16 protein-coding genes are annotated in these 19,387 nt (G+C 53.7%); 4 read left to right on the top strand and 12 right to left on the bottom strand.

Translation table 11 applies throughout. The features are described from left to right. Positions 1 to 121: 121 nt before the first annotated feature. The 5 genes from phaC to prmB form a co-directional block, all read right to left on the bottom strand. Complete coding sequence (phaC, locus tag J7J49_RS07515) at positions 122 to 2,038, bottom strand: class I poly(R)-hydroxyalkanoic acid synthase (RefSeq protein ID WP_215091482.1); 1,917 nt, start codon at positions 2,036 to 2,038, stop codon at positions 122 to 124. 128 nt (positions 2,039 to 2,166) lie between these two features. Then, complete coding sequence (locus tag J7J49_RS07510; protein ID WP_035584005.1) at positions 2,167 to 2,577, bottom strand: phasin family protein; 411 nt, start codon at positions 2,575 to 2,577, stop codon at positions 2,167 to 2,169. 270 nt (positions 2,578 to 2,847) lie between these two features. Then, complete coding sequence (locus J7J49_RS07505; protein WP_064234468.1) at positions 2,848 to 3,270, bottom strand: hypothetical protein; 423 nt, start codon at positions 3,268 to 3,270, stop codon at positions 2,848 to 2,850. Between the two features lie 104 nt (positions 3,271 to 3,374). Then, positions 3,375 to 4,466, bottom strand: coding sequence for a chorismate synthase (gene aroC, locus J7J49_RS07500; protein ID WP_064234467.1), 1,092 nt, complete (start codon positions 4,464 to 4,466; stop codon positions 3,375 to 3,377). Positions 4,467 to 4,479: 13 nt separating this feature from the next. Further along, entirely contained in the window at positions 4,480 to 5,439 is a 960-nt protein-coding gene (gene prmB / locus J7J49_RS07495; RefSeq protein WP_215091481.1) for a 50S ribosomal protein L3 N(5)-glutamine methyltransferase, read from the bottom strand. Positions 5,440 to 5,607: 168 nt separating this feature from the next. Here prmB and J7J49_RS07490 point away from each other — a divergent pair, with 168 nt between their 5' ends. Beyond that, positions 5,608 to 6,177, top strand: coding sequence for a Smr/MutS family protein (locus J7J49_RS07490; protein WP_064234465.1), 570 nt, complete (start codon positions 5,608 to 5,610; stop codon positions 6,175 to 6,177). Positions 6,178 to 6,181: 4 nt separating this feature from the next. On the opposite strand, the gene J7J49_RS07485 is transcribed toward J7J49_RS07490, so the two are convergent. From J7J49_RS07485 to J7J49_RS07470, 4 genes are all read right to left on the bottom strand, one after another. Next, positions 6,182 to 7,267: a patatin-like phospholipase family protein gene (locus tag J7J49_RS07485; RefSeq protein WP_240488210.1), complete on the bottom strand. Its 1,086-nt coding sequence runs from the start codon at positions 7,265 to 7,267 to the stop codon at positions 6,182 to 6,184. 14 nt (positions 7,268 to 7,281) lie between these two features. Beyond that, positions 7,282 to 8,187 carry an alpha/beta fold hydrolase gene (locus J7J49_RS07480; protein ID WP_215091479.1) on the bottom strand — a complete coding sequence of 302 codons (906 nt, stop codon included), beginning with the start codon at positions 8,185 to 8,187 and terminating at the stop codon, positions 7,282 to 7,284. Positions 8,188 to 8,442: 255 nt separating this feature from the next. Then, on the bottom strand, positions 8,443 to 11,028 hold the full coding sequence (locus J7J49_RS07475; protein WP_215091477.1) for an ABC transporter permease: 2,586 nt from the start codon (positions 11,026 to 11,028) through the stop codon (positions 8,443 to 8,445). Then, the gene (locus J7J49_RS07470; RefSeq protein WP_251048197.1) at positions 11,025 to 11,918 is read right to left on the bottom strand and encodes an ABC transporter ATP-binding protein; all 894 of its coding nucleotides are present in this window, start codon (positions 11,916 to 11,918) and stop codon (positions 11,025 to 11,027) included. The genes J7J49_RS07475 and J7J49_RS07470 overlap by 4 nt, the downstream gene beginning before the upstream one ends. Here J7J49_RS07470 and J7J49_RS07465 point away from each other — a divergent pair. The 3 genes from J7J49_RS07465 to J7J49_RS07455 all read left to right on the top strand — a co-directional run bounded on the left by J7J49_RS07465 (position 11,917) and on the right by J7J49_RS07455 (position 15,352). Further along, positions 11,917 to 12,633 (top strand): arylesterase, encoded by a 717-nt coding sequence (locus tag J7J49_RS07465; RefSeq protein WP_215091475.1) that lies wholly within the window; start codon positions 11,917 to 11,919, stop codon positions 12,631 to 12,633. The genes J7J49_RS07470 and J7J49_RS07465 overlap by 2 nt on opposite strands. Before the next feature lie 86 nt (positions 12,634 to 12,719). Beyond that, positions 12,720 to 13,436 carry a transglutaminase-like cysteine peptidase gene (locus tag J7J49_RS07460; RefSeq protein ID WP_215091473.1) on the top strand — a complete coding sequence of 239 codons (717 nt, stop codon included), beginning with the start codon at positions 12,720 to 12,722 and terminating at the stop codon, positions 13,434 to 13,436. 14 nt (positions 13,437 to 13,450) lie between these two features. Beyond that, entirely contained in the window at positions 13,451 to 15,352 is a 1,902-nt protein-coding gene (locus J7J49_RS07455; protein WP_064234460.1) for a bifunctional diguanylate cyclase/phosphodiesterase, read from the top strand. A 67-nt stretch (positions 15,353 to 15,419) separates the two neighbouring features. Here the strand turns inward: J7J49_RS07455 and J7J49_RS07450 are convergent, their stop codons facing one another. The 3 genes from J7J49_RS07450 to J7J49_RS07440 form a co-directional block, all read right to left on the bottom strand. Beyond that, entirely contained in the window at positions 15,420 to 15,740 is a 321-nt protein-coding gene (locus J7J49_RS07450) for a hypothetical protein (RefSeq protein WP_064234459.1), read from the bottom strand. A 50-nt stretch (positions 15,741 to 15,790) separates the two neighbouring features. After that, positions 15,791 to 16,267, bottom strand: a complete 477-nt coding sequence (locus tag J7J49_RS07445) for a hypothetical protein (protein WP_215091471.1) — start codon at positions 16,265 to 16,267, stop codon at positions 15,791 to 15,793. A gap of 73 nt (positions 16,268 to 16,340) precedes the next feature. Further along, on the bottom strand, positions 16,341 to 19,387 hold a 3,047-nt coding region (locus tag J7J49_RS07440; protein ID WP_215091469.1), incomplete at its 5' end, for a type I secretion C-terminal target domain-containing protein.

Here is a 19,387-nt window from a genome sequence, read left to right as displayed (position 1 = left end):
TGAACTCTTCATTATGTTTCGTCATGAAAAACACCCCAATCGTTGGAGGAGTGTCCAACTTTTGGGGTGCAGTTCAAAATCAGCGGGCTTTTTGTTGGTTTGTAAACATTAGCGACGACGATTAAGGTTTAGACGGGCGTTCTTCTAGCACCTCTGGGATCGTCATTTTCACATAGCGCCCTGGCGCAGGCTCAATCACCTTGAGTTCTCCGTCACCGGGCTGGCGCACGGGCAGCATTTTTTCGCTATCCGCATAACCATTGTCGGTCATCCACGCCTGCCAATGGGGCCACCAGGAGCCTTCCTGAGCCGTTGCGCTTTCCAGCCATGCCTCATGACTTTCCGGCAGTGCATCGTTCGTCCAGTAGCCATACTTGTTCTTATGGGGCGGGTTGACGATACCCGCGATATGCCCCGAACCGCCTAGCACAAAGGTAACCGGCCCCTTGGGAAGCAAGGCCCCGTAGTAAGTGCTGTTCCATTTGGCGATATGGTCTTCTTTGGTAGACACAAAGTAGCTGGGTGCCGACACCTTGCGCAGATCAATTTTCACCCCATCCAACTCGATACCTCCTGGCTCAACCAGGCGATTCTCCAAGTACATATGACGCAAATACCAGGCATGGGTGCCTGCCGCCAAATTGGTACCGTCGGTATTCCAATAGAGCAGATCAAAGGCGGCAGGGGTTTCCCCCTTCAAGTAATTATTAATATAGAACGACCAAAACAGATCATTCTCACGCAACAGGTTGAAGGTGTAAGCCATTGAGCGCCCATCAAGGTAACCCTTCGCTTCTAGCGTTTGCTCAATTCCCTCAACAACTCGTTCGTTAAGGAAGACACCGATGTCACCTGGGTCACGAAAATCCTGCAGCGTGGCCATATAGGTCACCGACTTTACTTTGCGCCCGCGCCGAGTGCTGGTGAGGTACGCCACCGTGGAGGCGGTCAACGTGCCTCCGACACAATAGCTGAGTAGGTTCACCGACTTCTCACCACAGGCCTGCTCAATGGCTTCTATCGCGCTAATCGGCCCCATCTGCATATAGTCGGCCCAGGTGATATCGCGCTGCTCCGGGCCAGGGTTACGCCATGAGATCAAGAACACGGTGTGGCCTTGATCCACCAGCCACTTAACCATTGAGTTATCTTCACGCAGGTCAAGGATGTAGTACTTATTGATCCACGGCGGCACCATCAGCAGCGGTGTTTTAAAGGTCTTTTCCGTGGTGGGTGTGTACTGGATAAGTTGGATCAGTTCATTTTCATACACCACGGCACCGGGCGTTACGGCGATGTTATCGCCCACGCCAAAGGCCGCGCGATCGGTCATGCGGACATTAATGCCTTCAGCTGAATTGCCTAAATCCTCTCGCAGCCGCTCCAAGCCATCGATCAAATTTTGACCGCGGGTTTCAATGGTGCGACGCATGACTTCGGGATTAGTCGACATAAAATTGGTTGGCGCCATCGCGTTGACCAACTGGCGGGCATAAAAACCCAAATTACGCTTATGGGTGTCGTCCAAGCCACCCAAGCTTTCAACCAGCTCTTCCACCATCTGCGAAAACAGCAAATACTGCTGCATGATGGACATATAGTGTGGATCTTGCGTCCAGGCGTCGTCTTTAAAGCGACGATCACTCTTGTCGGGCATAATCAGCGGTTTGACTTGTTCACCGGCCATACTACGCATGGCCTGTTGCCACAATAGCCACTGATCCTGCAGTAATCGGGTTTGGGTCTCCCACAGCAGCGAAGGATTTTGCATTAGCGACTGCGCGCCCGCCTCAAAGCTTTCACGCATATCGCTGTAAATTGAATCGGCGGCTTCACTGGGCGCAATACGGGAAAGCAGATCCTGCATCAATCCTTGGTACTGTTCACTAATCTCTTTAAGCTGATTATTCCAATCTTCGATTTCAGAGGGGGATAGACCTTCAGGAACGCCTTGACCCAGCCCTTTCGAAAAACCTTGCGAAAGGCTTTCAGATAGCCCTGACATTGTCTGAAAAGGATTTTGCCACGCTGACTGCATACTTACTCTCCCTACGCCTGTAAGCAGGCGCACTGAACGCTCTAACCCAGGGTGCAATGACCCAGATTGTTATAATCAATACGACAAATGCATCGCGGCGCCCTTGGGCGCCGCGATGATGCCGCTAATCAGCTCTTACGCGATGACTGACTGGAGGCTTTGGCAGGTTGCTCGCCTTTAGTAGCCGCTTTGGCTTGCTCAGACATTTGCTGACCGGCTTCGCTGAACATCTTTTCCATTTCAGACTTGAACTGCAGGCTCATCTCGCTCATTACACGCGCGTCTTCCTGCATCTGCTGGGAAAGCTCATTCATCATTTCAGCTTGCTTGGTGCCAAAATCACGCAGGCTTTCTGCGTCTTGAATTTCAGTCGCGCTACGAATGCGCTCGGTACCCATCTGGCTGTAGCGCTTCATGGCTTCCAGCTGATACTGGGTCATTTTTTCCATGTTGTTGAGCATCAGCGAATTAATTTTGCGCATTGGCTCAAACATTTGCTTAGTTTGCGCGTTAAAGGCGTCCATCATATTGTCTTGCATAGTGTCTGCTCCTGTTTCGTTCCTTGGCATGAGCCTTGGAGTGACTCATCGTGGTGTAGCTTGTTCTTGCCTTGCTGAGTCTTGCTTTGCTGAGTCTTGCTTTCTTTGTATTGCACTACTGGGTCTTGCTCTACTGGGTCTTGCCTTGCTAAACCTTGACTTGCTAAACCTTGACTTGCTAAACCTTGGCTTGCTTAAATTGCTGCACTGCAAAAAGAGTAGACCTAACCATACTGCATTGCAACATGCTTCGACTCGCGCTTTTACCCACTAACCTTTTGCTCGAGAGCGGGAAGAGGCGCTGGCGTTAGCCTTAGCACTCTTCTCACTTGGTGTCTCTTTATCCGACGACGATTTACTTGATCCAGACTGACTCGCTTGTTTATCAGTTGTAGCCTTTTCACCACTGGTACCTGCTTGGCGCAGCATGTCCAGCATCATTTGCTGATAAGTACCGAAATTCGCTAGTCCTTGAGACAACCCTTCGGATAACCCCTGCGAGAGCCCTGGCTGCATCATCGGCTGCTGGAGAAAAGGCCGCATCAAACTCATGGGGTCGTAGCCTTCTACTCCAGACTCCATTTGCCGTTGGATATTTTCCAGCAGGTTTTTCTGGAAGGCTTCAACATCCGGCAGACCCAGCGATTGGCGAAATTCATCAGGGGTAAGATCAAACTCAACGTTAATCTTCATAGGCGTCTCCTGCACTGTTTATAACGACCAGTTTGTCACGACCAATCGTCATGCATTTGTTTTGTTTGAGTGTAGCAGCGAACTACAAATCTCACCGTATTGCGTTAGCGCTGGGTTAAACGCGGCGTATCAACGCTCACCTCACCATTTTGTCCGCGCTGGCGCAGCCAGTGATCCAGCAGCGTAATCGCCATCATCGCCTCAGCGATGGGCGTTGCGCGAATACCCACACAGGGGTCGTGACGCCCTTTCGTAATCACCTCCACCGCCTGGCCATGGATATCAATAGAGCGGCCCGGCGTGGTGATACTGGACGTCGGCTTTAGTGCTAGGCGAGCCACAATGGGCTGGCCGCTGGAGATACCACCAAGCACACCGCCAGCGTGATTGGAGAGAAAACCTTCTGGCGTCATCTCGTCCCGGTGTTCACTGCCGCGCTGGGCGATACAGCCAAAACCTGCACCTATCTCAACACCTTTTACCGCATTAATACTCATCAAACCATGCGCCAGATCAGCATCCAAGCGGTCAAATACAGGCTCGCCAAGCCCAACCGGCACGCCCTCAGCAATCACGGTAATCTCAGCACCCACTGAATCCTGGTCGCGGCGTAGCTGATCCATATAGGCTTCCAGTTCGGCTACGCGCGCCGGGTCAGGGCAGAAAAACGCATTTTGGCCCACCGACTCCCACTGTTTGAATTCAATCTTGATCGGGCCTAGCTGACTCATATAGCCGCGAATCTGCACCCCTTGGGCGGCCAGATATTTCTTGGCGATTGCACCGGCGGCCACACGCATGGCGGTTTCACGGGCGCTTGAACGCCCGCCGCCGCGATAGTCCCGGTGACCATATTTATGGTGGTAGGTGTAATCCGCGTGGGCAGGCCGAAACTGCTCTTTAATTTTTGAGTAGTCGTTGGAGCGCTGGTCGGTATTTTCGATTAACAGGCCAATGGAGGTACCGGTGGTCTTACCTTCAAACACACCGGACAGAATGCGCACCTGATCAGGCTCTTTGCGCTGGGTAGTATGCCGTGAACTACCCGGCCGACGGCGATCCAGGTCGTGCTGTAAATCAGCTTCACTTAACTCAAGCCCTGGCGGGCAGCCATCAACGATGGCGCCGAGCGCAGGGCCGTGACTCTCACCAAAGGTAGTGACGGTAAATAATTTGCCAAAGGTATTGCCAGACATGGCGGTTAGTTCCTCACAAGAAAGACGCCACATGGGCGTCGAGTTCAGCGACGCTCAAGGCAAATACGCCCTGGCCGCCACGCTCGAATTCAAGCCACAGGAAAGGCACGTCGGGAAACGCCTCTTCCACATGGCGATCAGAGTTGCCGACTTCGACAATCAGCCAGCCCTCATCGGTTAAGTGTTCCCGCGCTTCACGCAGTATACGCCGCACAATATCCAAGCCATCGCTGCCTGCGCCCAGTGCTAATGAGGGCTCATGGCGAAACTCGGCGGGCATAGTGGCAAGGTCACGGGCATCCACATAGGGCGGATTGGAGACGATGAGATCAAAACGCCGCCCTTCCAAGCCACTAAAGACGTCCGATTCGACCGCCCGTACCCGATCGCCCACATCGTGTCGGGTAATATTTTGCCGTGCCACGGCTAGAGCATCCTGGCTGATATCAGCAAGCGCTACTTCGCAGGTGGGCAAATAGAGGGCTGTGGCAATGCCGATACAGCCGGAGCCGGTGCATAAGTCCAGCACGTTGGCGGGCGGCTCTTCGGGGAACCAGGTGGCAAAGCCATCCTCAATCAGCTCAGCAATCGGCGAGCGCGGAATCAGCACGCGCTCATCAACGCTAAACGGGTGACCGGCAAAGAAGCTCTCGCCAAGCAGGTACGGCAGCGGGCGGCGGGTGGTGATACGCTCCCGCGCCAGAGCAATAATCCGCTGGCGTTCAACGGGAAGTAGCCGCGCCTCAAGGACACTGGGGTCAATATCCCACGGCAGGTGCAGCGCGCCTAGGCACAGCGCCACCGCCTCATCCCAGGCTGAGTCAGTGCCATGGCCATAGTGCAGCCCCGCCAGATAAAACTCGCTGGAGACCCAGCGCAGGTAGTCGCGCAGCGTAAACAGCTGGCTCACCAGCAACGACTCCGACAGGGAAAGGGTTGAGTGTGAGTGCTCAACGTTGAGATGCGTGGTCACAGCGGCTCCTAATTGACAAGGCTCATGGCAATAAAGCGTTATACGGATAACGAATAAAAAGATTGTACCTTTCACTTCGTCCGGTTCACAGCAACGCTCAGCCCGCTATAATGTGCTCGTTTAGCTGATTCAGCTTTTTTACCACTTTTTCTGCCACCCGAGCCTGCCATGACGCGACACCGCCACCTGCCTAGTGATGACGATATCAGTGCCTTCCGCGACGCCTTAAAGGCGGCGGGCGTACGCCCTATCGCCACTAATCAGGCCGATCCTGGCAAGCCCAAACGCGACAACAAGGCCCATGAGGCGCGGCGCTCCGCAGCGGTTGAGAACAGCACGCAGCAGGCTAGTGGACGCACCTCGGATGGCCGGGTGGAAGCCGTACGTCCCTCCGAGTACCTAGAGTTCAGCGTGCCCGACTTGCCATGGCGCACCTTTAGTCAGTTAAAACGCGGCCAAACGGCGTGGCAGGCAGGGCTTGATCTGCATGGCTATACGCTGGAGGAGGCACGCGCTGAGTTAGAAAGCTTTCTACGCGATTCAGCGGGGCAAGGCCTGCGCTGCGTGCTGGTGGTGCACGGCAAGGCGTGGGGCACCACCTCGGACTTTCCGGTGCTCAAAAGCCATACCAACACTTGGCTGCGAGAGTGGCCGGGAGTGCTGGCGTTCTGCTCGGCCATTGATATCGACGGTGGCACCGGTGCGGTGTATATATTGCTGCGCAAACGGGGCCAATAGGCGGCTACTCGGTAGCGTCAGAAGCGATACCGGGCATGCGCCGCTCCAATGCTTCATCGGCTAAATGTCGGCCAAGACGAATCAAATCTCGACCTCGGTAAAATTCGTAAGTACTGCACACGGTTTTGGGTATTTCGATCAGCACATCGGGTGGGTAACCGGCAATCTTGTACTTGGCCAACGCTGCTTGGGTAATATCAAACGACTCCAAAATCATATCGAGCTTGCTCCACTCGCGTTTGCCGCGCGCTTCAATGGTTTCTTCTAGCTCTTCGTCGTCGCCCTCCACGTTTGTGCCATCACCATTTGCCCCAAACCCTGCCCACAGTTTTTGGGTAGCGGCGCGCACATCGCCTATCCAACTACCCATGCGTTGATCACGGTCGATCTCATTTTGGGTGCGACTATCGACTGCGTCCTCCTCTTCAGGCAGTAACTCCTCTAAGGTTACCGGCAACGGGCTATGGGCCGTCACATTCACCGCCACCACAAAGTCTGCCTGGTGGGCAGCTACCATGGGCATAATCGGCAATGGGTTAAGCAGTCCGCCATCCACTAGCACCTGCCCGCCTAAATGAACTGGCGTTATAACCCCCGGCACGGCCATTGAGGCACGAATCGCCTGCAGCAATGGGCCACTTTGAAACCACACTTCTCGTTGACGCACCAAATCAGTTGCCACTGTGGTGACGGGGATCGCTAGGTCTTCTATCAGAATATCGCCGACCAGCGTTTCCAGTTTGCTCATGACCTTACTGGCGCGCATCGCGCCCATCGGGCTCCAGGTGACATCAACCAGTTTGAGCACATCCAGGTAGTCTAGCTGGCACACCCAATCACGGTATTCAGGCAGCTTACCTGCGGCATAAATACCGCCAATCACCGCGCCCATTGAACATCCGGATACAGCCACGATTTCAAACCCTCGCGCCTCCAGCGCTTCAATCACGCCGATGTGGGCATAACCGCGGGCACCACCGCTACCCAGCACCAGTGCGACCTTATGGCCACTACTGTTGCCACTGCTATTATTACCACTGCTATTACCACGACTACTGCCACCACTGTTCAAATGCGCCAATTCGTTCATGCTACGCTCCTTCCCTAGCCAGTACTGGCGTTACCCCAGTGACCGCTAATAACTGCGGCGACTTGCGCCACTGCCCTGGGCTCCAAGTGTAAGTGGTGGCCCCCCTTGAGCACCTGGCGCGTTAACCCTTTTACCGCTTGTCGCGCCTCTTGGGCCCATTTGCGCTCGCCCAAAATCCCCTTTTCACCTTCTATCAATAGCAGCGGAGCGGTAATCTCCGCCAGTAGTGAAATGACTTGTTCGGGTGTAAAACGCACTAGGGACGGCTTCAGCAGTCGGCTGTCTGTGCGCATTTGCACATGACCATCGGCGGTAGGTTGGGTATTCCGCTCCACTAGTGGCGTTGCCGTTATGCTATCCACCGGCGTGACCCCGCCTGCTACACGTGCAGCGACGGCACTTTCGATATCGGGGTAGCGCGGCGCTCGTGACAGCGGCCGTCGGTAGGCGGTTAGCCCCTTACGCAGTTGGCTGGCGGTCTCATCAGTGGGCGTGTTTAGCGCCCCCAGCCCATCAATTAGTGTTAACCGTTCGACTCGCTCGGGTAGCGCAGCCGCAAGTAAGCAGGCCACCGCAGCGCCCATGGAGTGGGCCAGTAAGCTGGTTTGCTCCAGTTCCAAGGATGCCATCGCATCCAACACGTCATGGCAATAGTCCCACAACGCATAATCGCCCCCCTCAGGCACGTGCTCTGAGTGGCCATGGCCGCGGAAATCCAGCGCCACAAGACGAATATCCAATGCCTCTACTAGCAGCGGTGCTAGCCGGGTAAAGCTGGCCGCATTATCCAGCCAGCCGTGCAAAGCAAGCCAAACGGGGGCATCAGTACGGCCCCAGCTCAACGCCGCTAAGCGACCCTGAGCAAGTGAAAGCGGCTGCGGCGCATAAGCTCGCACAGCCGTCGAGTTAGATGGAGGCATAATTCACAGTCCCGAATAAACAGCTAGCGAGCCAATACAAACAGTAACATCATCAGGCAAGTAAGATGACGGCGTAGGCGACAAACGTTACCATGCTAGGCATATTTCACCTCACTATATGGTTGGTGCTGTTATGAAACCCCGTCGCGATACCCGCGCCCGTAATCTCGTCTTTTTTGTTGCTGTTATCAGCGCTACCGTTGTTGGTTTTTGGCTCGCCAAATAAGCGATTGCTCACTAAGTGAAACGTCAATACTAAGCCTCGCCTAGCAAGCCCAGGCTGGCGGCTGGCGCTTGGCGACGTAGATCACGCGAAAGCGCGTGACCAATGATGCCGATCAACAACGCCCCGCCAACGGGGAGCAAAACCCATAGACCCAGGTGCAAACGCGGGGTGAGATCCAGTAGGTAAATATACAGCACCGCCGAGGTTAGCTCTGCAAGCACTGCGCCCATTAAACCGCTGGCGAAGCCCAATAGCGCATACTCCGCCACCTGCACCCGTGAAATCATCCGGCTGCCTGCGCCAAATACGCGCAGCAGACCGCTTTCATGGGCGCGCACCGGAAGACTTGCGGTCAGCGCGGCATACAACACGCTAATGCCTGCCAGTAGTACCAGAGCGAGCACTAACTCCACCGCTCGGGTAACCTGGGCGAGCACATCCCGCACCTGGCCTAAAATCGCGTCCACGTTAAGCAGCGAGACACCGGGGAAGTTAGTGATCAGCTCGCGGATCAGCCCCTGTTCCGCTTCAGGCAGATGAAAAGCGGTAATGTAGCTATGGCCAAACTGCTCCAGCACTCCCGGCGGGAAAATGACGAAGAAATTAGGCTGAAAGCTATCCCAATTGAGACTGCGCAGGCTGGTGATTTGAGTGGTAATCTCATCGCTACCCACCGAGAACGTCATCTCATCCCCAATACTCAACCCAAGCCTTTCAGCCAGCCCATCTTCCATCGAGATAGGCACTGGGCTTGTTTGTTGAGTCGCCGCTTGGGGCGTTGCATCGACGGCGCTTATCCAGCCTTGACTCGCGTCTCCTCTAGTTTGCGCGGATGAAAACCACTCGCCGGCCACCACTTCATTACCTTCTGGCACGTCTGATTGCCAGGTGAGGTTGAGCTCTCGGCGTAACGAGTTGTCGCCCCGCGCATCCGGCGGCACGGCGTCTCTCGGCGGCTGATCATTAATCGCAATCACCCGGCCACGCACCATCGGGTAGAGGGTGCTTTGGGTTTCCACCCGAGGCGAGACGGCTGCCTCAAAGGGGTCACGCTCGGAAGGCTGGATATTGATGGCAAAATAATTGGGCGTATTTTCAGGCAGTTGATCCTGCCAGGTGCTTAGCAAGTCGCCGCGCACCAAGACAATCATCGCCATGGCAAAAAAGGTCACCGAGAAAGCCAACAGTTGCCCTAGACCCGCTTGGCGACGCCGGGCCAACTGGCGGCCGCCTAAACGCAGCGCCTGTGACCACTCACTGCGTCCGGAGAACCGCTGCACAACCCGCAGCAAGCCGCTCAGCAGCAGCGCGCTAATCATCCACAGGACGCCCAGTAAAAGCGCACCGCCGATCAATAGTCCAATCGCCAGCGGCAGGCTACCCGAATAGAGCCACAGCAACCCGCCAAACACGATACTCGCCACGCCAACGACCAGCCAAGCCGATGGCGGCAGTGGATCAAGCTCACGACGCAGTACTTTAAGTGCACTGACTTGTTTGATACGCAGCAGCGTTGGTCCAGCAAAGCCAACCAGTACAGCAAGCGCGGTGAATACCCCCAGCCCCAGTGGCATCAGCCCTGGTGGCGGGAGTGTCATGGGTAGAAAGCTCACCAGCAGCCAAATCAGTACCGCTTGCCCCAGAAGCCCAAGTAGCGCCCCAATCACTGCCGCTACCAGTGCTAAGCCAAGTAACTGAAGGGTAAAAATCGTCACTAATTGGCGCTGGCTGGCACCAAAGCAACGCAGCAGCGCAGCGGTATCCAGATGACGCTCCACATAACGACGGGTTGACATCGCCACAGCCACGCCCGCAAGTAGCACCGCCGCTAAGCCGGCTAATCCCAGATAGCTTTCTGCACGCTGCAACGCATTGCCAAGCTGAGGGCGGTCGACGCGTACATCGCGCACCTCTACCCCATCACGGCGTAGCTCAGCAAGCAGCCCCTGTACTTGATCCAGCGCAGCCGGAGCCCCTGCAGCGAGTATTTCAAACTCAACCCGAGAACCTTCTTGCACCAGGCCAGTGGCTTCGACATCCGCCGTGTTCATCATCAAGCGGGGGTTAAAATTACCAAAACCGCCGGATTGATCCGCCTCACGCTCGATAATTCCGCTAATGGTCAGTTCGGTTTGCCCCACTTGCACCCGGTCGCCCAGTTCGATTTCGACAAGTTCTATCAGTCGCGGGTCAGCCCATGCCTCTCCGGGCGGCGGGCCAGAGGCAATCTGCTCGGTGCCATCGCCAAAATCCACGTAAGAGACGCCGTAGTGCGGGTAGACCTCATCGACGGCTTTTAAGCTGGCTGGCTGGAAGCGGCCATCGCGGCTAATCATCGACACCAGATCTATCTGGTCGCTAAGGACAAAGCCCGCGCTCTCAAGACGCTCGCGCAGTTCCGCAGAAAACGGATCGCGCTGTTCCAGCACCAGATCGCCGCCCAGCATTTGCCCCGCCTGGCGCTCTAAGCCACGCTCTAAGCGGTCGAGAAAAAACGCGATCATAGTGGAGGCCGCAACGGCCAGTACCAGGGCAATAAACAGTGCACGCACATCGGCGGCGCGCAGGTCTCGCTTGAGGCTGCGCATCGCCAAACGCCAATTTACATCACTCATTGCGTACCCTCATCAATCGCAGCCGCTGTGGGTACGATGTTTTCAAGTACGGCTTCTAGCTTGCCATGATCTAAGCGCAGGCAGCGATCACAGCGACGCGCCAGGGCGTGATCGTGGGTAACTAAAATAAGCGTGGTGCCCGCCTCACGGTTTAAGGTGAAGAGTAGATCAATGATTTGCGCCCCAGTATCAGGGTCTAGGTTACCGGTTGGTTCATCGGCGAATACCAGCTCAGGGTCGGTAACAAACGCACGCGCAACGGCAACCCGCTGCTGCTCGCCACCAGAGAGCTGTTTGGGTAAGTGATCCACCCGTTCGCCAAGCCCCACACGTGCTAACCACTGGGCGGCGGTTTTCGTCTCCCCGGCGCGCGGCGACAGTTCAAGGGGTAGCATGACGTTCTCAAGCGCGCTCAAGGTGGGCAGTAGCTGAAAGTTCTGAAACACAAACCCCACTCGACCAGCCCGCAGCGCAGCGCGCCCATCTTCATCCAAACGACTCAGCGCGTGGCCAAACAGTGTCAGTTCGCCGTCGCTTGGCGTATCAAGACCGGCCAACAGGCCCAGCAGCGTTGATTTGCCTGCGCCGCTTTTACCTAGAATGGCGACGCTTTCCCCGGCCGCTACGCTCAGCGATAGGTCGTGTAAGATGGTGAGCGAGCGTTCTCCGCTGGTGACCTTTTTAGATAATTTGTCAGCATGGAGTACGGGTGTCCTAATAGCGCTGTGGGGAACATCGTTGACCGCTTGATTGTCGGTAGTAGGCTTGCGCTCACCCTGAGGTGACTCGCTTGACGTTGTTTTATCGATAGCTGCATTCGCAGTTTGATCTGAGGAGCTTGGATTTGAGGAGCTTGAATTTGAGGAGCTGGAATTTGAGGAGTAAGACATGAAGCGTGGCATCCCTATGGCATGGCATGGACTGAACCGCATGGTAACCGCATGGCTGGTGCTGCTGATAGTCACTTTTGCCTCCGGGTCTATCAACGCAGAGCCTGTCAGCGCAGACACAAACTCAGGCCCCACCCTGCTGGTGATGGGCGATAGCTTAAGCGCCGCCTACGGTATAGAGCGTAATGAGGGCTGGGTGAACCTTCTGGCAGAGCGCTTGGAAGGCGATGCACACGTCATTAACGCCAGCATTAGCGGTGAAACGACGTCCGGGGGGTTACAACGGTTCCCGAATATTCTCGGACAGCAACAGCCGGATATTGTTCTCATTGAACTGGGCGGCAACGACGGTTTGCGCGGCCTACCGCCGAATCAAATGCAGGCAAACCTGGCCACTATGATTGAGCAGAGCCAACAAGCAGGCGCTCAGGTGCTACTGCTAGGCATCGATATTCCGCCCAACTATGGTCAAGCGTACCGAGATGCGTTTACCGGTGTCTTTTACTCCCTGGCAGAGGAGTACGATGTGCCTCTAGTGCCGTTTCTACTTGAGGGTATCGCCCTCAACGAGGCGCTAATGCAGAGTGACGACATCCACCCTACCGCCGATGCGCAGCCGATTATTCTGGATAATGTGTGGCCCGAGTTGGCGCCACTGATTGAACCCCTGATTGAACGACAGCTAGAAGCAACGCAGCAGGCAGCGGTTCAATAAGTCCACTCTTTTGACTGAGAGGTGTAGCACTTCAACCCGCCAGCTTGTAATCTTAACCTCAATTTGGCGGTTACTAACGGCGACTCATGCCTGCATCCTCGGATCACAGCCCTCCTGCACTATCTCCTGCACTATCGCGTCGGCAGTTCTTAGCAACTGTCGGCGCGCTTTGGTTGGGCGCAGGTCTTGGCATTCATCCAACGCCCGCGGCAGCATTTGACCCGCAACGTTTACGCCAAAGCATGCAACAACAGTATGGGCAGGCCGGTTTAGCCGTTTTAGAAGAGTGGTTAGCCCTGCTTCAACAGCTGCAGAATCAAGATATTCAAGCCAAACTGCGCGGAGTTAATGACTTCTTTAATCGTCGCATCCGATGGGTAGATGATATCCAGGTGTGGGGAGAAGAAGACTTCTGGGCCACGCCGTTGGAAGCGATGGGTAAAGGCCAGGGTGATTGCGAGGATTACTCCATCGCCAAGTACATTACCCTTAAGCAATTGGGCGTTACGAGCCAGTACCTGCGGATGATTTATGTCCGTGCACGCATTGGGCGTAGTCAAATTACCCAAGCCCATATGGTGCTGGGCTATTACTCAACCCCCGATGCAGAACCGCTGGTGCTAGACAATATTGTACCGTCCATCACCCCTGCCTCTCAGCGTACGGATCTCGACCCACTGTTTAGTTTTAATAGTGATGGCCTTTGGGCTGGCGGTTCATCTGAATCCCGCGCAGATCCGTTGGCGCGTCTATCACGCTGGCGCAGCGTCATCGAACGTATGCAAACCCAGGGTTTCATTTAAGAGGAATTGGCACGATGTCACTTATCAAGCAACTTTGGATTGCCATTATCGCCCTGCTGCTGCTGTCGTTCATTGGTAGCCTCGCCATTAGCATTACCACTAGTCGCGATTATATAGAGCAGGAAGTGCGCATTAAAAATGAAGACAATGCTACTGCGCTGGCGCTTTCCATGAGCCAGCTCGATAAAGACCTTGTCACCCTTGAGCTATTAATCGCAGCTCAATTTGACACAGGTTACTACCGCCAAATCACCCTGCGCGACACGAACGATAGTGTGCTTATTGAGCGCTCAGCCGAAGAATATAGTGGCGATGTGCCTGCCTGGTTTCGTCAGCTTGTTGAGTTTGAGGTGCCAAGCGGCATAGCGACGATTCAAGACGGCTGGCGGCAGTACGGCACGTTGGAGCTTGAGAGCCAGCACAGCTTTGCTTATACCTCTTTATGGCGCAGCATGCTCGAGCTTGCCGCCTGGTTTTTACTTGCAGGGGTGATCAGCTTAGCGATTGCCACCGTGATCGTCCGGGGTATTAAGCACCCGCTTTCCCGCGTTGTTACTCAGGCGCAAGATATCAGCGCGCGGCGGTTTACCACCATTAAAGAGCCACGCACGCTGGAATTACGCCAAGTCACCCAAGCAATGAACGTGCTGTCTGCCAATGTCCATCAGATGCTCAGTCACGAAAGCCATAAGCTGGACGAGTTACGCCGCCATTTACAGCATGATCGTGTCACCGGCGCGCTGAACCGCGATGTGTTTATGGGCAAGCTTTCGTCTCAATTGGGCAGTGAAGATGCCCGCGCGACGGGCATGCTGATCATGGTACGCGTTCAGGCGTTAGAGACCCTAAACGAGCAACTTGGTTACGCCGCCACCGACCAACTGTTAAGTACACTGGTTACCCAACTGGGACTATTGGACAATGCGTCGGAAGAACCGATGGTAGGCCGCCTTAACGGTAGTGATTTTATCTTTATGCTGCCGCTGATGGATGATGTTGAGGAACTCAGAATCCAGGTGATGGCAGCATTGGGCGAGGTAGCCGCCACGCAGCCTGATGTCGAAATTTATCTACCGACAGCCATTGTGCCTTATGCACCGCACGATGAGCGCGGCACACTGTTAGCCACCTTGGATGACGCTTTGGCACAAGCCGAAAGCCTGACGTCCTTTGAACAGGTAGTCGTGCGTCAGCGCAAGCGTATCTCACTCTATAGCAGCCATGCCGAATGGCGGAGCGCACTGGAAGCCGCGATCCTAGTTGGCCCAGAATTGGCATACTTCCCGGTAGTCGATGCCCACGGAGACATCATCCATTACGAGTGCCCTGCCCGTTTACTGCTCGGCGGTGAATGGCAAACCGCCGGTGTCTTTATCCCCTGGATAACCCGCTTTGAGATGGAGCCTGCGCTCGACTTAGCCGTGGTGAAAAAAGCACTCACTAACCTGGAAGAGGATCTTAAGCCGGTCGGGATCAACCTCTCCGCCGCATCAATCACTAATACCCAGTTTGTTAACGATCTGCGGACACTGCTGGTAGCACACCCACTGCTGGCCAAACAGCTCTGCTTTGAAGTGCCCGCTACACTTAGCACCCACGCGATTGGCAGCTTACGAGGGCTGTGTACTGCCTTACGACCATTGGGATGCACCTTTGGCATCGAACACGTGGGCGCAGAGTTCACCAAACTGGCGGATTTGCACGATGTAGGGCTTGCTTACCTAAAAATGGATAGCAGCCTTATTCACCAGCTGCATGTTTCAAATGAGCAGCAAACCATCGTGCGCGGCATGGCCACGCTCTGCCATTCGCTGGGCATTCAAGTAATCGGAGAAGGTGTTGCAGACGATGAGGAGATTGCCTGCCTGTTCCGTGTGGGGGTTGATGGTGCCACCGGGCCAGGCATACGCGTCTAACGCATAGACTTAAACGACTGCGATATATGACCTAGATAGTATGGTCTTCCTAAATAGTATCGTCGTTCTAGATAGTATCGTCGTCGCTAAGCAAGCCCACATCATTTTTTGACCGCAACGACTTACGCTCCATCACTTTGGCCTGCGCAGCTTCTGGCAGGTCAGTGAACGTGATAACGCCCTTGTCCAGCAACACCTCAAGAATATCTTCGACCACCCTGACAAACGCTAAGTCAGAGGCAATAAAGTGCGCTGAAGAGCCTGGCTGGTCGGCAAGAAACGCTAGCACCTCGGGTGAATCTTGGGCAATTGTTTCAGTGCACTCTGGCGTTGGCTCTTTGCTGAGCATCACGATCTCGCCGGATGTATTGCGTTTTATGTAGAGCATTATCTATACCCCATTATATATAGCCATAATTTTCTAACTTACGTTAAAAGCTACTTTTGCGATGTTCTAGATTTTTTCTCAAGATCAAGATTCTTCAAATATCCTTCGTAGGTTTCGCTATGTGTGATCGAACGTGCCTCGGCTCCCACTTTACTAGCCCACTGATTACCTCCACACAGCAAAGCTGCCTGCGTAATCAGATCAACATAGGAAGATCGCAAAATAAAGGCAATACTTTTTTCATAATCGCCACCCTCACGCTCCATTTGCGTCGCAATTTGCCAATTCGAAATAGCGTTCATTAACACTGAGTTCAAGTGTTCAAAATTCTTACGATAAAAAGTATTTCTTGGCAGTTTAATCAGCACATCAAAAAAGAGCTTATTAATTTCGTCGTCACTGAGCACTTTATCTTTATCAATTAAATCGTCCCATTTATGAGCAACATCGCAAATCATTTCTATATATTCGACTGCTAACTTATCGCCTTTCATCCAGCGCAGAAGCTGTATTTCATCAAAGTACATATTTCCCCCTTCACAATCGCAAAAAGCCCCACACGCAGAGTGTGGGGCATTTCTTATCGTTCAGTAGTACTAATTATTGATCTATCTTCAGTTGGCCATCGTCCAACATACCTTGTATAAAGTCTGAAGAACTGCCACCTTGTGGCATCTCAACATCTTTCAATACAATGCGCTGATCCGCATTACTACCATCTTCAGCCAACCCTCCGCCAGATTTGACATGTAATACAGTATCAGTGCCCTGCTGCTCTGCTTTAATGTACTGATCCATGTTTTCCGCATTTTCCCCTTGCAGCAGATCTGCTATATCCAGTCGATCTGCCGTGGAGTCGGCGCCAAACTGCCCCATATTGAAGTCCATGACCTGATCCACAGCAGGTGTCTGCTCAGAACCTTCATCGCTCGACTCCCATACAAAGGTATTGGCGCTGTTACCGCCATACATAATGTCATCACCAGCCCCCCCTACCAGCGTGTCATTGCCACCTTGCCCAAATAGAATGTCATCCCCATCACCGCCGATCAGGATATCGTTACCGACGGTACCCGTGGAGTTATTAAACTCTCCATGATTATCGGTGATGTATGTATGAATCTGCTCCGCAGTAACTTGGTTAGAGTCTGCGAGGCCCAACTGGCCTGCAATATAAGCCTTAATAGCGGGCAAGCCGTTACCTTCAATCCCAGCAAAGGTGACCTGATCTCCAAACAGAATATCATTGCCCTCACCACCGGAAATTGTGTCATTGCCAGACGGCAACTGAACATTTTCACCAAGAATAGCATCAGCGAGCTGTTCCGGATTGATGTTCGACTGAACGATGCCATCAGAGTCATATGCCTGAAGACTACTTTCGTTCAAGCTGTCACCCAAGCCAATGGCATTGACCGAGGACTTACCGTCCAGCAGTGCAAAGGCTTCCAATGAATTCTGTACAACCGTCTGCGTAGTACTTCTGCCGTCGCCAGCAAGTTCTGAAATTTCGTATGTTCCGTCGCCCTCGGGCCTGACCTGACCAATAACACTGCTACTCCAACTTCCACCGCCACATCCAGAACTATGAGTCCACTGTTGCACATTACCACTCATATCAATGACTTCTCTCATCTGACCATCGATATTCATTGAGTATGCTTGGCCAGGTGTGTAATCAATATCATCGATATTAAGGTTCCAGCGATTCCCTCCTTTGGAGCCAACCACCGCGCTCTCTTTTTCCTTAGTCTGGAAATATGTCGGTAAACCGTCGGTTATAAAATAGGTCAGGTTAGTGCCGGAATTGGCCTGGACAGAGTCCGTATAGAACCAGTTGGCCGTCGCCTTAAAGACGTCTTCGTAGTTGGTACCGCCACCTTGCTGGAATCCATCTAACACTGACTGCAGCTTTGACAGCGCTTGTGGATCCGACAGATCAACACTGACATTTCTTCCTGCCTGGGTATCGAACTCTACCAAGAAGATGTTTACTGTGCCGGCATTATCCTCGCCGACACTCTCTTTAAGTGTATTGAACACTTCGGTCAGTGATGCCTTGGCATTAGCAATATCGGCATTCGACATACTGCCCGATGTATCTACCATAAACGCCAAATTGTAGTTCTCACCTGGCACTAATTGCAGACCAGCAACATCACCAATAATAATGTCGTTTGCACTGGTACCCGTGATGGTATCACCGCCTGGCGAACCTACCACAATGTTGTACTGCTCCACTGCAGTGGTATCAGTGCTTGTTTCAGTGTCTATGACTTGCTGACTTCCAGCGGCATCCTTATATACCTCGCTTGAAGTTACCGTAGCCGTTATATCAAAAGCTCCAGCATTCACAGGTACTTTCATCGTCAACATCAACTGGGCAATGCTATCCCCAGTAGGATTAGTCACCAGCCAACTGCCATCCGATTGGCTAACTACGCCCTCTCCAGTGAGCACCACTCCAGCAGGAATATCCGTTAAAACAACATCCGAAAGTACCTCACTGCCGTCAGTATCAGTCAACAGAGCAGAGAGTTCGACCTCGATAATATCGTAGCCAGTCTGGGTAATCGTGGTGGTAGCGTCGGTTGGCAACATAGTGGAACCATCGCCAAATATAATTCCACGAATGTTATTGACACCAATTGTCACACCAGTAGCCAAATCGGTGATAGTTCCGTCATAACCAGAGTTTTGATGTAGCTCGCCCAGGTTAACGGCATAACTCGTCAACGGTTTGTTTAAGAAAATATAATCTTTGTCATCACCATTGATCGAGTTAACCGCTTGGCTGCCATTCACCAGCTTATTGAAGTCACCGATGAGCGCAATAACATCTCCACCGTTAGTGTTATTGGCGCTACCTGGGTTTAGATTGCCGTCACTAAACGGCGGCTTGATAACCTGACCACTGATTCCTACTGCACTGATTTCAGTGCCCTCAATGGTGATAGTAGCGTTGCCATGCTCAACAGTAATAACTGAGGCACGTACAGACTCAAGTGTGTTACCCAGCGCCACTGAGACCGCAGGGGCATCGGCAACAGGCTTAATGTCGATAGTGAGAGTAGCTTCAGTTCCTTCATTTTGAGCGTCAGTGGGTAGGAACTTCAACTGAGCATAGTCAGCTTCCTGGTTCCCTACCCCCTCACCACCATAGCTGTCGAAGCCTGACTCATTCGCAGTTGGCTTAAAGCGCAGTTGTCCAGCATCTATTTCAGCTCTGGAGAAGCTTGCATCCTCAGCCACACTCTGCCACTGCCCGCTAACATCTTGGAACTCCAATGTTCCCGATGCTGGCAACTGAGTAATTACAATTCCCTGCTCACCAGCAGGTGAATCGTCAGTGATATTAAAATCACTCCATTTTAGTACTAAAGCGGTGTCTTCCTCACCGGTTACTTGTCCTCCCGAAGCCTCTGGGGCTGCATCGACGCCGTAGTCACGGGCGGCGTCGGCGCTGTAGGCGTTGCCTGCGGCGTCTTCGCCGGTCACTTCAGCACTGATGCTGTCGTTCTCGGCCAGCACGCTGCCTGGGACGTCGATGGCATACGTGAGGTCTTCGCCCACGGTACCTTCGTAGCTGTTGTCCCCCACGGTCAGGGTGACGGTGTCGCCTGCTTTGGCGTCGCCGCCCACGCTGC

Source organism: Halomonas sp. ISL-56, assembly GCF_018612805.1.
GTDB lineage: Bacteria > Pseudomonadota > Gammaproteobacteria > Pseudomonadales > Halomonadaceae > Vreelandella.
This window is presented reverse-complemented; position numbering and strand designations above follow the sequence as displayed.

What these genes read in the sequence shown, in the direction of transcription:
- phaC (WP_215091482.1), bottom strand. Translation starts at nt 2,038, where the DNA reads ATGCAGTCAGCGTGGCAAAATCCTTTTCAGACAATGTCAGGGCTATCT.
- J7J49_RS07510 (WP_035584005.1), bottom strand. Translation starts at nt 2,577, where the DNA reads ATGCAAGACAATATGATGGACGCCTTTAACGCGCAAACTAAGCAAATG.
- J7J49_RS07505 (WP_064234468.1), bottom strand. Translation starts at nt 3,270, where the DNA reads ATGAAGATTAACGTTGAGTTTGATCTTACCCCTGATGAATTTCGCCAA.
- aroC (WP_064234467.1), bottom strand. Translation starts at nt 4,466, where the DNA reads ATGTCTGGCAATACCTTTGGCAAATTATTTACCGTCACTACCTTTGGT.
- J7J49_RS07490 (WP_064234465.1), top strand. Translation starts at nt 5,608, where the DNA reads ATGACGCGACACCGCCACCTGCCTAGTGATGACGATATCAGTGCCTTC.
- J7J49_RS07485 (WP_240488210.1), bottom strand. Translation starts at nt 7,267, where the DNA reads ATGAACGAATTGGCGCATTTGAACAGTGGTGGCAGTAGTCGTGGTAAT.
- J7J49_RS07480 (WP_215091479.1), bottom strand. Translation starts at nt 8,187, where the DNA reads ATGCCTCCATCTAACTCGACGGCTGTGCGAGCTTATGCGCCGCAGCCG.
- J7J49_RS07475 (WP_215091477.1), bottom strand. Translation starts at nt 11,028, where the DNA reads ATGAGTGATGTAAATTGGCGTTTGGCGATGCGCAGCCTCAAGCGAGAC.
- J7J49_RS07465 (WP_215091475.1), top strand. Translation starts at nt 11,917, where the DNA reads ATGAAGCGTGGCATCCCTATGGCATGGCATGGACTGAACCGCATGGTA.
- J7J49_RS07470 (WP_251048197.1), bottom strand. Translation starts at nt 11,918, where the DNA reads ATGTCTTACTCCTCAAATTCCAGCTCCTCAAATTCAAGCTCCTCAAAT.
- J7J49_RS07460 (WP_215091473.1), top strand. Translation starts at nt 12,720, where the DNA reads ATGCCTGCATCCTCGGATCACAGCCCTCCTGCACTATCTCCTGCACTA.
- J7J49_RS07455 (WP_064234460.1), top strand. Translation starts at nt 13,451, where the DNA reads ATGTCACTTATCAAGCAACTTTGGATTGCCATTATCGCCCTGCTGCTG.
- J7J49_RS07450 (WP_064234459.1), bottom strand. Translation starts at nt 15,740, where the DNA reads ATGCTCTACATAAAACGCAATACATCCGGCGAGATCGTGATGCTCAGC.
- J7J49_RS07445 (WP_215091471.1), bottom strand. Translation starts at nt 16,267, where the DNA reads ATGTACTTTGATGAAATACAGCTTCTGCGCTGGATGAAAGGCGATAAG.